This is a genomic window from Rhizobium vallis (assembly GCF_003985155.1).
In the GTDB taxonomy this organism is placed as follows: domain Bacteria; phylum Pseudomonadota; class Alphaproteobacteria; order Rhizobiales; family Rhizobiaceae; genus Rhizobium; species Rhizobium vallis.
In genome coordinates this window covers 665,539-677,180 of sequence record NZ_ML133687.1, presented here as the reverse complement: position 1 = coordinate 677,180, position 11,642 = coordinate 665,539, and the positions used below count along the sequence as shown (strand labels likewise).

Here is an 11,642-nt window from a genome sequence, read left to right as displayed (position 1 = left end):
CCTCCCCCAACGCTATTGGTTTCGGTCACGACATGCGGCGCTGACGGAGGCGCCGCTATTGCCGCCTTCTGTGGCAGTCGCTCCGCGGACTTTACGCGGCGGGCAGCGCGCCCAGTCGACGCGACCGCTCGCCGGTCCATTGTCGACGCTGCCGGTTTCTATAGAGTCGAGCGGGATCGTTAGCCCGCTTTGCGGTTCGGCTCCCGGCGCGGTGCCGAGCGGCGGCGAGCCGTCGATACGACCGCTGGCATCCATGCCCATATTGGACTGAGCGAGGACCGGGGCTGAGAGGCTGAGGAGAGCGATCGAAGTTGCTGCAATAAACCTGCGCATGATGCTGTTCCTTCCGGTTTCAACGATGCGATAATAACAGCAATTCGATCTTCCTTGTTCCCCTTCAGCGGGACGGACGATCAAAGTTTGGCGATTGGCATGTGGGCTTTGGGAGCCGCGCCGTTTCCGCTCAATCGCGCCAGCGCGACAGCACGTTTTCGAGGCCCGTCGGGTAGAGTTCTATGCCGGCGTCGCGCAGCATGTCGCGGCCGAACCAGCGCGCGGTTGCGGCCGTCTCGTCGAGCTCGGAATAGCGAATTTCGTCGCGACGGTAGAGCGAAGGATCGGCCAGTTCGATATCGGCTGCGAAAATGAATTCATGGCCGATTGCGCCATGATGCTCGTAGATGTTTTCAAGAAGATGCCAGGGGCCGACGATACGGATTGCCGTTTCGAGTTCCTCTTGGAATTCCCGGTGCAGGGCCTGCTCCCGGCTCTCGCCGAATTCGATCGAGCCGCCGAGCGGGCGAACGCCCTTGATGCGGCCTCTGTCATCCTCCACTTCCGCGGCAAGCAGCCGGTCTCCGCGCCAGGCAAGGCCGATGACCTTCACCCTGATCTGCTGCGGCGGACGCCAGACGGCCATGCGGTTCTCCTTCCCAGATAGTCCCTATTCGATCGGCATGGTTTGCAAGGAAGGTTCGACGAGAGGAGTACCCGCAGACCCGCAAAATAGAAAAGCCTCGCAGCGGATGCCGCGAGGCTCTTCAGTTTCATCATCACTCAGACGAACTGGCTGAGGCCGGGGACGGAAGCGACGACCTCGTCGACGACCTCTTCGCCGGCATATTGCTTGGCGATGGCGATGGTTTCCTTGGCAAGCGAGGTGATCTCGCCCATGCCGAGGCCTTCGCCCATCAGCTGCTGGCCAAGCGCCATGATGCCGCCGCCGCCGAGCGAGCTCATCAGCCCGCCGAGCAGGCCACCGCCGCCGGCGCCCTCGCCGCTGAACTGGGCGACGAGTTCGGCGCCGCCGGGGATAGCTTCGATCATCCGAGCGACCGGGCCATCGGCTGCCTCGCGCTGGAGGAAGCCGAGCATCATGCCGAGCGCCTTTTCGGCCAAGTCAGGCGCAATTCCCACACGATCGGCGATCTGGGTCACAATTTCATTCATCGTCAGCCTCCTGTTATTTTGACGTTAACGTCAACGTTAATCGATATTTCACGGCAACTCAAGCCGGGCCCTCCGGGCTGCCCTTTGCCCGGTTTGGCTTTCAATGCAAACAGTTGTCCGCATCCATCTCCCTGCTTATAACAGGGAAACGATGGTTCGATGAAGGTGGCGGAGAGAGAACGCCAGGCCTTCGCACACAAATGGCGGCAGAGCCCGAAGGGAGCATTCCGAATGATCGAGGAAGGCAAGATTTTCATCGGCGCGAGCCGCAATCCCGATGACAGCATCAACAAGCCGGAATATCTCGACCTGAAATTCGGCAATCGTCACGGCCTGGTCACCGGCGCCACCGGCACCGGCAAGACGGTGACGCTGCAGGTGCTGGCCGAAGGTTTTTCGCGCGCTGGCGTCCCGGTTTTCGCAGCCGACATCAAGGGCGATCTTTCCGGTATCGCCGCCAAGGGCGAGCCCAAGGACTTCCTCACCAAGCGCGCCGAGCAGATCGGCTTCACCGACTACGAATTCGATCAGTTCCCGGTGATTTTCTGGGATCTGTTCGGCGAGAAGGGCCATCGGGTGCGCACCACCATCGCCGAGATGGGGCCGCTGCTGCTCGCTCGCCTCATGGATGCCTCCGAACCGCAGGAAGGCGTCATCAACATCGCCTTCAAGATCGCCGACCAGGCCGGGCTGCCGCTGCTCGACCTCAAGGATTTCACCTCGCTGCTCAACTATATGGGCGAGAACGCCACCGAGCTTTCCAACCAGTTCGGTTTGATCTCCAAGGCTTCGGTCGGCTCGATCCAGCGGGCGCTGCTGGTTCTCGAACAGCAGGGTGCGGAGCATTTCTTCGGCGAACCGGCGCTGAAGATCTCCGACATCATGCGCACGAGCAATAACGGCTACGGCCAGATCTCGGTGCTAGCAGCCGACAAGCTGATGATGAACCCGCGGCTTTATGCCACTTTCCTGCTGTGGCTGCTCTCGGAACTGTTCGAGGAGCTGCCCGAGGTGGGCGATCCCGACAAGCCGAAGCTGGTCTTCTTCTTCGACGAAGCGCATCTGCTCTTCAACGATGCGCCGAAGGTGCTGACGGAACGTGTCGAGCAGGTGGTGCGGCTGATCCGCTCCAAGGGTGTCGGTGTCTATTTCGTGACGCAGAACCCGCTCGACGTACCGGAAACGGTGCTCGCGCAGCTCGGCAACCGGGCGCAACATGCCTTGCGCGCCTATTCGCCGCGCGAACAGAAGGCGGTGAGGACTGCGGCCGACACTTTCCGCCCCAACCCGGCCTTCGATTGCGCCACCGTCATCACCAATCTCGGCACCGGCGAAGCGCTGGTTTCGACGCTGGAGGCCAAGGGCGCGCCTTCGATCGTCGAGCGCACGCTGATCCGCCCGCCATCGGGCCGCGTCGGCCCGGTGACGGATGCCGAGCGCCAGCAGATCATGGACAGGAGCCCTGTTCTTGGCGTCTATGACGAGGATGTCGACCGCGAGTCCGCTTTCGAAATACTGGCGGCACGCGCCAAGAAGGCTGCCGACGCCGATGCGGCTAAACGGGCGCAGGAAGAAGCACCGCAGCAGGGCAGCACCACCTCCGGCTGGAGCCTGCCGGGCTTCGGCGGCGGCAATGACGACAGCAATCAGGGGCGCGGCCAGTCGCGCGGCCGAGCTTCCGGCTACCAGCGCGAAACGGTGGTGGAAGCGGCGATGAAGAGCGTGGCACGCACCGTGGCAACGCAGGTCGGCCGGGCGCTGGTGCGCGGAATATTGGGGAGCTTGAAGCGGTAAGCGTCTCCCCTCTCACTCTCTCGTAGGGTACGTCCCCTCGCCCCGCTGACGGGGAGAGGGTAAGCGTGACCAACTTCTCAGGCTTCTCTGGAAGAGGGCAAAATCGCTCCCCTCCTTGAACCTTTAGCCTTTCCTCCCTAAATTCCCGGTCGTCGACCATTTCAACAGGATGTGTGCCGCAATGGATTTCAACCCGATCGCAACGCCAGTTCGCCTTGCCAACGGGGAAATCCATATCCATGCCTGCATCAATCACCCTCTCCCAGATTTCATGGGCCGCGCCTGACGGACGGTCGCTTTTTTCCAATCTCGACCTAAGCTTCGGGGCGGACCGTACCGGTCTTGTCGGCCGGAATGGTATCGGCAAGACGACGCTGCTGAAGCTCGTCTCGGGTGAGATCCAGCCGCATTCGGGAACGATATCCGTCAGCGGCAGCCTCGGCATCCTCACCCAAAGCGTTCAGGTGGCGCCTGAGGAGACGATCGCCGATCTCTTCGGCGTGGCCGGCGCGCTCGCCGTTCTCCGTCGCGCCGAAGCCGGCGAGGCAACGGCTGAAGAGCTGGCAACCGCGGATTGGGTGCTGGAGGCACGCATTGCCGCGGCGCTCAATCGCACGGGGCTCGATGCACCGCCGGAGACGCCGCTAGCCACACTTTCCGGCGGGCAGCGCACGCGCGCCGGGCTTGCCGCGCTGGTCTTCCGCGAGCCGGATTTCCTGTTGCTCGACGAACCCACAAACAATCTCGACCGCGAAGGCCGCGAGGCGGTGATCGCGCTGATTTCAGGTTGGCGGGCTGGCGCCATCATCGTCAGCCATGACCGGGAACTGCTCGAAAGCGTCGACGCGATCGTGGAACTGACGTCGCTCGGCGCCACGCGTTACGGCGGCAGTTGGAGCCATTATCGCGAGCGCAAGGTTCTCGAGCTTGCGGCCGCCCAGCATGATCGCACTGAAGCCGAAAAACGCGTTGCCGAAGTTGCGAGGAAGGCGCAGTCGACGATGGAGCGTCAGGCGCACCGGGACAGCACCGGACGGAAGATGGCCGCCAAGGGCGGCATCCCGCGCATCATGCTCGGCGGCATGAAGGAGCGGAGCGAAACGACGGGTGGCGACAATGCGCGCCTGGCCGAACGCCGGCAAACTCAGGCACTCGAAGAGGCAAAGGCCGCGTGCGAGAAGATCGAGATTCTCCAGCCCTTGTCAGTAACCCTGCCACCGACCGGGCTGCCCGCCAGCAAGATCGTGCTGAAGATGGACGGCGTGACATCTGGCTACCTGCCTGACGAGCCCGTCATCCGCAATCTCTCCTTCGACATAACGGGACCGGAACGCATCGCGGTCACCGGCCGCAACGGCTCGGGCAAGACGACATTGCTTTCGCTCGTCGCTGGCGAGATGAAGCCCTGGACCGGCACGGTCGGCGTCATGACCGCTTTCTCCATGCTCGACCAGAAAGTGAGCCTTCTCGATCCGTTGGCTTCGATCCGCGACAATTTTCGCCGGATCAACCCGCAAGCCGACGAAAATACCTGCCGGGCCGCCCTTGCGCGCTTCATGTTCAGGGCCGACGCTGCGCTGCAGGTCGTCTCGACGTTGAGCGGCGGGCAATTGCTGCGCGCCGGCCTCGCCTGCGTTCTGGGTTCAGCGCCTCCGCCGCTCTTGATCCTCGACGAGCCGACCAATCATCTCGATATCGACTCGATATCAGCGGTCGAGGCCGGACTGCGCGCTTATGATGGCGCGCTGCTCGTCGTCAGTCACGACAAGACGTTCCTCGAAAGCATCGGGATAACGCGGCGCCTGGAGCTCTCTGCCGCCGACCCGGCCGGTTAATTCCGGCTTATCCTCGCTGTGCGCTTCGAACGCGGCGGTTACGGCGCTGGGCAACGATCAGCGCCGTCGCGCAGATCAGCAGCTCCAGACCGAAGGTCCAGTGCAGCATGAAACTGACGACCCAGTTGCTGTAGGTCGCCGGCACCGTCGTCAGCTCGAATCTGGACCAATCGAACGGTGCCAGCCAGAGCATCGGCGCGGCGACGGTATCCATGAGCATGTGGAGCATGACAGCCGCAAAAAAGACTGCGGCTGCGGAAAACCAGCGCGGCGCCAGCCGCCCGACAGCCGGCAAAGCCACGACGGCGAGAGCAAGCCAGAACAGCGGCCAATGGGAGATATAGTCGTGGTGGTGGACCTTGCCGCCGGTCAGGACGAAAAATATCATGTCGAAATCCGGAAGCACGCTGCCGACCAATGCGGCAGCCATAATACCGGGCGCGGCGGATCGCCGCCGTGCGGCGCTCGCCAGAATGTAGCCCGCAGGCACCAGAATGTAGCCCGCAGGCAAATGTGCAACGAGCATGCGTCTTATCCTCCCGGCCGGCCCGAAGATTCCCTATGCGGGGTTTATGGCTGGAAATCGGCGCGCCTGCGGCTCCCTTGCCTCTTTTTGCGGGCGATGTTATTTCAATCCCGCAATTTTTGAGAAAGGAGGATCACGCCATGCAATATTATTTCCGGTTTCACCGCCAGCGTGGTCCCGTCAACGCCCTGCAAATGCGTTTGCAGGGCTGACCAGAGACCGTTTCTCGACATCTCTTCCTGGTCTGCCCTTCGTGGCCAATGCGGCGCCGTGCGAAATACAGCGCGCATTCCTTTCATTTTCCGGGCCTGACAGGCGCAATCCGTGATGGCTGAACGCCCCGGATCGCATCGACACCCGGTCAAGACCAGAGAACGATCATGACCCTCATCAACATTCGCAATCTCGGCGTGACGCTGGGCAATCCTTTGTTTTCCAAGCTCAACCTCGTCGTCAATGCCGGTGACCGCATCGGTCTTGTCGCCGCCAACGGGCGCGGAAAGTCGACGCTGCTTGCCTGCATCACCGGCGCACTGGAGCCGACCGCAGGTGAAATCACCAAAGCGCGCGGGCTGACCGTCGGCCATGTCGCGCAGAATGTGCCGGCGGCACTTTTTGACACGCCGTTCTACGACGCGGTGCTGCAGGCGCTGCCCGCCGATCAAGCCGAAAGCGAGAGCTGGCGCGTCGACGTGGTGCTGGAATCGCTCGAAGTGCCGGAGGTCATGCGCTCCCGGCCACTCAAGCAACTGAGCGGCGGATGGCAGCGGCTGGCCCTGCTTGCCCGTACCTGGGTCCGCGAACCCGACGTGCTCCTGCTCGACGAGCCGACCAACCATCTCGACCTCGAAAAGATGGCGCAGCTGGAGGGTTGGCTGAATGCGCTGCCGCGCGACGTGCCGGTCATCCTCTCCAGCCATGACCGCGCCTTCCTCGATGCGACCACGAATCGGACGCTGTTCCTACGGCCGGAACAGTCGCCGATCTTCGCCCTGCCCTATACCAGGGCGCGCGCAGCCCTCGACGAGGCTGACGCTTCGGACGCACGGCGCTACGAGCGCGATATGAAGGTGGCGGAGCAGCTGCGCAAGCAGGCGGCGAAGCTGAACAATATCGGCATCAATTCCGGCAGCGACCTGCTCGTCGTCAAGACGAAGCAGCTCAAGCAGCGGGCGGAGAAGCTGGAGGATGCGGCAAAACCTACGCATCTCGAGCGTTCGGCCGGCGCGATCCGGCTTTCCAATCGCGGCACCCACGCCAAGGTGCTGGTGACGCTGGAAGATGCGGCGGTGACGACGCCTGATGGAACACTGCTCTTCCGGACCGGACGGCAGTTCATCTGCCAGGGCGACCGCATCGTGCTGCTCGGTCTCAACGGCGCCGGCAAGTCGCGGCTGGTCCTGATGCTGAAGCAGGCGATCGAAAGACAAGAGGCAGGACAAGACGGCATCAAGGCGACGCCTTCGCTCGTTCTTGGCTATGGCGACCAGGCGCTTGCCGACCTTGCCGACAAGGACACGCCGATCGGCACGATTATCCGCCGCTTCGATGTCGGCGACCAACGGGCGCGGGCGTTGCTCGCCGGGGCCGGCATGACGATCGAGATGCAGGCAAAGCCGATCGGCCAGCTTTCCGGCGGCCAGAAGGCGCGGCTCGGCATGCTGGTTCTGAGACTTGCGGAACCGAATTTCTATCTTCTCGACGAGCCGACCAACCACCTCGACATCGAGGGACAGGAAGCGCTGGAGAAGGAGCTGATGGCCCACGAGGCGAGCTGCCTGCTGGTATCGCACGACCGCAGTTTCGTGCGGGCGGTGGGAAACCGGTTCTGGCTGATCGAGAAGAAGCGGCTAGTGGAGGTCGAGAGCCCGGAAGGGTTCTTTTCTTCGGTTGCAGGGTGACGCCTCGAGGATGGTTGGTGTCGGCGGCGCGCCGTGCTTACGACGTGCCGCCAACAATACGCCAAACACCTACCGCTTCGGCGCCACCAAGCAGAAGAAAGCGCCTTGCGGGTCCATCGCCTGGATGATCCAGCTGCCGCCGGGGACTTCCATCGGGCCGTGGACGACCTTGCCGCCACCTGATGTGACGCGTTCGATCGCGGCATCGATGGCCGGCACGATGAAATAATAGCTCCAGAAAGGCATCGGGATATTTTCCGGCTTGGTCATCATGCCACCGATCTGCTTCCCATTATGGGAGAAGAGATAGTAGACGCCCATCGGCCCCATGTCGAAATCGCTGTCCCGCTTCCAGCCGAACTGTTTCGAATAGAAGGCCAGGGCCTCTTCGCCGTTGCCGGCGTAGAGTTCGTGCCAGCCGATGTTGCCGGGCGCGTCGGCGGCCAGTTCCGGCATGGGCTTCTCCATCGGCGCCGGAGTCATGATGCAGATGACTGCGCCATGCGGATCGGCGACGACGGCGAAACGGCCGATGGTCGGAATGTCTTCCGGCGGACGGCGGACCGCACCGCCATTGGCGGCGAAATCCTTTGCCGTCTGGTCGACATCGTCGACGTCGACATAGCCCGTCCAGTTCGGTGGAATGCCCTTACCCTCGAGTTCGGCCGGGAATTCCATCAGGCCGGCGACGCCGATGCCGTTCGCCTCGAAGATCGTATAAGTGGGCATGCCTTCCACCGTCATTTCGGAAGTCGTCCAGCCGACGACCGTGCTGTAGAATTTCGCGGCGGCAGCCGTGTCGGGGGTCATCAGTTCGCACCAAATGAATTTTCCATGCGTCTCAGACATCAAACTCTCCCTTTTCGCGCCCGTTTCAAGCGTCTGGGGCGCCGTGATTGTCAGACCTTGCGTGTGTAATGCGCTTCCATGAACTGCTTCCATGAACCATCAGGCTGTCTGGCGCTTGAGGTGAACGTGCGGTGATCGGCGTCGATGAAGGTGATCCGTTCGCGATAGTCGGCAAGCCCTTCGCCATTGAAGTCAGGACCCGTCGTATAGAGATCGAGCACCTTGCCCGACGCATCGACTTCGCCCTCATAGACCCACATATAATCCATCATGCTGCCGATCCAGCTGCCGACATACTTGCCTTTCGAAGCGTTGTAGCCGAGCGTCAGGATGGTGGTGGCATCCTTGCCGCCGGGCATGCGGCCCTCCCCTTGGGCGACGAACCATATGCCGTGCAGCGAGCGGACGGTTTCCGTCCAATCCTCGTCGCCCGTCATGTCGGGCGCGGTGACGGTCCATGTTCCCACAAGTCTTTCCAGAAAAAAATGTTCCTTCAGCACTTCAGCGGTCTTCATCATCCTCTCCTCCCTTGAGTGATGGTCGCCTGGAAGCGTTTCTTGCTGGAACCGCTCCTTCTCAGTGACAGCAGGATGGCGCCTCCGGAGCCTCCTCATATTCGTCATGGCGGCGCACGAAGTTCATCGTGCTGTCCTCGTTGCGGCCCTTCGGGGCACGGTCCAGGATCATCAGCGTGCCGATCAGTTCTTCCGGCCCGCGGGCATAACTCGAATAGGTATGGAAGACCTCGCCCTTCTCGTTGCGGTAGAAGGCGCTCAGGCCCGGCAGTTCGTCATGAGCGTTTGACGGCTCCATGGGAGTGAAATTGTAAAAGACCTTGTCTTTGGCAAGGTCCTCGGGGCTGAAAGAAACGTGATAATCGAAATTGAAGTCGCCGCCGTAGGAAGAGACCCACGGAAATTTCCACCCCATGCGTTGTTTGTAGGCGGCGATCTTGTCGAGCGGCGCGCGCGAAACGGCGACCCAGGTGACGTCGTGATGGTTCAGATGCGGCAGGGCGCCATCGACATGGTCCGACAGGAAGGAGCATCCGGGGCAGCCGGCATCCCAATTGGGACCAAGCATGAAATGATAGATCAGCAGTTGGCTGCGGCCGTCGAAAAGATCGGCGAGCGACTTCGTTCCCTCAGGCGTTTCGAATAGGTAGTCCTTGTCGACCTTGACCCAAGGAAGTGCCAGGCGGGCGGCGTTGATGCTGTCGCGCAGCCTCGTCGCCTCCTTTTCTTTTGCCAATAGGATGCGGCGGGCCTCGAGCCATTCCTCACGGGAAACAACCTCATTCTGCATGACCTGCGCCCTCCTCCGGCGCTGCCGGCAAAACCGGCATCACTCCTTCTCCTTGACTAAATACATTGATATCAATAGAAATTGAGCATGTCAAACTTGGTTGAGATTCCTTTTTCTACAACGCTGCTGGTGCGTGACACCTGCCTCTGCCTGCATGTGCAGCGGGCGGCGCGCGCGCTTGCCCGGCTGTTCGACGATGCACTGAGACCGGTCGGGCTGACCAACGGCCAGTTTTCCCTAATGATGTCGCTGAACCGGCCGGAGCCGCCGCCGATGGGACCGGTCGCAGCCCTGCTCGCCATGGATCAGACGACGCTCACGGCCGCCCTGAAACCCCTGCAGCGCAGAGGCTGGATAGATGTAATGGAGAACCCGAAGGACAGGCGCCGCCGGCTGCTGAGGCTCACTGCCGAAGGCAAGGCGGTACTGGCGAAGGCGCTGCCGATCTGGGAAAGCACGCATGCGGCGATCGACGGCAGATTGCCGGATGGCGGCCCCGCGCGGCTGCGACAGGATCTGCAAGCGGCGTCATCGATGACCGCCGAGACGGCAAAACCGACGCGTTCGCCGCGCCGGCCCCGTGCGGGCGGAGAAGCAACCGTCGAATAGACTTCGCCTCCACCCCAGAAAGATCGCGGCCGCCGATACTGCAGCCGCGTTTCAGAACTGATCAGGCAACCGTGACCGGAACTTCGGTCGAGGTGCGCATGGCGTGGCTGTAGGGGCAGACGATGTGGGCCGCAGCTGCGAGCTTTTCAGCCGTTTCGCGGTCGACGCCCGGGATGTTGACCGTCAGCGCCACTTCGATGCCGAAGCCTGCGCCATCTTCACGCGGGCCGATTCCGACCTTGGCGGAGACCGTCGTGTCTTCTGGAATCTTGACCTTCTGCTGGCCCGCGACAAATTTCAAGGCACCGAGGAAGCAGGCGGAATAGCCGGCAGCGAAGAGCTGTTCAGGATTGGTGCCGGTTGCACCGTCGCCGCCGAGCTCCTTCGGAACGGTCAGCGTCACGTCCAGAACGCCGTTTTCGGAAACGGCGCGGCCTGCGCGGCCGCCGGTGGCAGAGGCTTTGGTCGTATAGAGAATAGGCATGACAATCTCCTTTGGTTGACCCTTCAATCGGGTTGATTTTCAGTATCGCACAATTAAATTGCACGCAAGTGAATTTTGCAAATTGCATTTGGAGTTCGAAAAGAGGACAATCGGCGCCTCGGGGATGATGGATATGAAAGCGCAGACGACAAAGACGATGGAGATACCGCAGGAAGAAAAGCGCCTGGAAAAGCAGTTGTGCTTTGCGGTCTATGCGACGGCGCATGCCTTCACCCGCGCATACAAACCGATTCTGGAGAGGGTCGGCCTCACCTATCCGCAATATCTGGTGATGTTGGTGCTGTGGGAAGGCAGCGAATTGCCGGTGAAGACAATCGGCGAGCAGCTGGACCTCGATTCCGGCACGCTATCGCCGCTGTTGAAACGGCTGGAACAGAGCGGGCTGATCAAGCGCCTGCGCGACCTGCGCGACGAACGGCAGGTGATCGTGTCGTTGACGCCGAAAGGTCAGGCGATGAAGGGGGAGATCGATACGATCATGACGGCGATCGGGCAAGCAGCAGGCTGCACGCTCGAGGAAATGGCCGAACTGCGCAATATGCTGCACCGGCTGCGGGGCAATCTCGGACGGGCTGGCGTGGGCGGCGGCTGAGCGGATCCCTCCGCTCGGCATACGGCTCCCGAATCAGGGCCGCCGTGTAGGGGACTTGGCCGGCGACCGGCGTTTCTTTGCAGGTGCTGCCTCAGATGCGGCCTCGGCGGCCTGCTGCAGACGTAGCGCTCTCAGCTTCTCCGTCTTCTTGTCGCGCGCCGAGGCCTCAGCCTCGATGATGGCGCGCGCCGTATGATCGGTGGCCTCAGCCTTGTCGCGAGGCGAAAGCTTGGCGGGATTGAAGAATTCTCCCTTGGTGGCGGTCATATGCCCCTTT

Annotated in this window: 15 protein-coding genes; 6 read left to right on the top strand and 9 right to left on the bottom strand. The window is 62.0% G+C overall.

What is annotated here, in order from left to right; translation table 11 throughout:
- Positions 1–12: 12 nt before the first annotated feature.
- The 3 genes from EFQ99_RS08435 to EFQ99_RS08425 form a co-directional block, all read right to left on the bottom strand.
- On the bottom strand, positions 13–333 hold the full coding sequence (locus tag EFQ99_RS08435) for a hypothetical protein (protein WP_126920573.1): 321 nt from the start codon (positions 331–333) through the stop codon (positions 13–15).
- 130 nt (positions 334–463) lie between these two features.
- Positions 464–919, bottom strand: a complete 456-nt coding sequence (locus EFQ99_RS08430; RefSeq protein WP_126920572.1) for an NUDIX hydrolase — start codon at positions 917–919, stop codon at positions 464–466.
- 137 nt (positions 920–1,056) lie between these two features.
- A complete protein-coding gene (locus EFQ99_RS08425; protein ID WP_126920571.1) occupies positions 1,057–1,449 on the bottom strand; it encodes a hypothetical protein in 393 nt (130 codons plus the stop codon).
- 231 nt (positions 1,450–1,680) lie between these two features.
- Between EFQ99_RS08425 and EFQ99_RS08420 the strand changes: the two genes are divergently transcribed.
- On the top strand, positions 1,681–3,243 hold the full coding sequence (locus EFQ99_RS08420) for a helicase HerA-like C-terminal domain-containing protein (RefSeq protein ID WP_126920570.1): 1,563 nt from the start codon (positions 1,681–1,683) through the stop codon (positions 3,241–3,243).
- Positions 3,244–3,482: 239 nt separating this feature from the next.
- Positions 3,483–5,078, top strand: a complete 1,596-nt coding sequence (locus EFQ99_RS08415) for an ABC-F family ATP-binding cassette domain-containing protein (RefSeq protein ID WP_126920569.1) — start codon at positions 3,483–3,485, stop codon at positions 5,076–5,078.
- Positions 5,079–5,085: 7 nt separating this feature from the next.
- Here EFQ99_RS08415 and EFQ99_RS08410 read toward each other — a convergent pair whose 3' ends face one another.
- Positions 5,086–5,604: a metal-dependent hydrolase gene (locus EFQ99_RS08410; RefSeq protein WP_126920568.1), complete on the bottom strand. Its 519-nt coding sequence runs from the start codon at positions 5,602–5,604 to the stop codon at positions 5,086–5,088.
- A gap of 35 nt (positions 5,605–5,639) precedes the next feature.
- Between EFQ99_RS08410 and EFQ99_RS34945 the strand changes: the two genes are divergently transcribed.
- Entirely contained in the window at positions 5,640–5,816 is a 177-nt protein-coding gene (locus EFQ99_RS34945; RefSeq protein WP_164736348.1) for a hypothetical protein, read from the top strand.
- A 168-nt stretch (positions 5,817–5,984) separates the two neighbouring features.
- A complete protein-coding gene (locus tag EFQ99_RS08400) occupies positions 5,985–7,505 on the top strand; it encodes an ABC-F family ATP-binding cassette domain-containing protein (protein WP_126920566.1) in 1,521 nt (506 codons plus the stop codon).
- Between the two features lie 69 nt (positions 7,506–7,574).
- Here the strand turns inward: EFQ99_RS08400 and EFQ99_RS08395 are convergent, their stop codons facing one another.
- From EFQ99_RS08395 to EFQ99_RS08385, 3 genes are read right to left on the bottom strand one after another with little or no spacing between them, the layout of a single operon-like run.
- A complete protein-coding gene (locus EFQ99_RS08395; protein WP_126920565.1) occupies positions 7,575–8,354 on the bottom strand; it encodes a VOC family protein in 780 nt (259 codons plus the stop codon).
- A gap of 50 nt (positions 8,355–8,404) precedes the next feature.
- Entirely contained in the window at positions 8,405–8,872 is a 468-nt protein-coding gene (locus EFQ99_RS08390; RefSeq protein WP_126920564.1) for a DUF1579 domain-containing protein, read from the bottom strand.
- Between the two features lie 58 nt (positions 8,873–8,930).
- The gene (locus EFQ99_RS08385) at positions 8,931–9,659 is read right to left on the bottom strand and encodes a DUF899 domain-containing protein (protein ID WP_126920563.1); all 729 of its coding nucleotides are present in this window, start codon (positions 9,657–9,659) and stop codon (positions 8,931–8,933) included.
- Between the two features lie 87 nt (positions 9,660–9,746).
- Here EFQ99_RS08385 and EFQ99_RS08380 point away from each other — a divergent pair, with 87 nt between their 5' ends.
- Entirely contained in the window at positions 9,747–10,268 is a 522-nt protein-coding gene (locus tag EFQ99_RS08380; RefSeq protein WP_126920562.1) for a MarR family winged helix-turn-helix transcriptional regulator, read from the top strand.
- 61 nt (positions 10,269–10,329) lie between these two features.
- Here EFQ99_RS08380 and EFQ99_RS08375 read toward each other — a convergent pair whose 3' ends face one another.
- A complete protein-coding gene (locus EFQ99_RS08375; RefSeq protein ID WP_126920561.1) occupies positions 10,330–10,752 on the bottom strand; it encodes an organic hydroperoxide resistance protein in 423 nt (140 codons plus the stop codon).
- A gap of 124 nt (positions 10,753–10,876) precedes the next feature.
- Here EFQ99_RS08375 and EFQ99_RS08370 point away from each other — a divergent pair, with 124 nt between their 5' ends.
- Positions 10,877–11,365, top strand: a complete 489-nt coding sequence (locus EFQ99_RS08370; protein WP_126920560.1) for a MarR family winged helix-turn-helix transcriptional regulator — start codon at positions 10,877–10,879, stop codon at positions 11,363–11,365.
- A 33-nt stretch (positions 11,366–11,398) separates the two neighbouring features.
- Here the strand turns inward: EFQ99_RS08370 and EFQ99_RS08365 are convergent, their stop codons facing one another.
- Positions 11,399–11,632: a hypothetical protein gene (locus tag EFQ99_RS08365; RefSeq protein ID WP_126920559.1), complete on the bottom strand. Its 234-nt coding sequence runs from the start codon at positions 11,630–11,632 to the stop codon at positions 11,399–11,401.
- Positions 11,633–11,642: the final 10 nt, after the last annotated feature.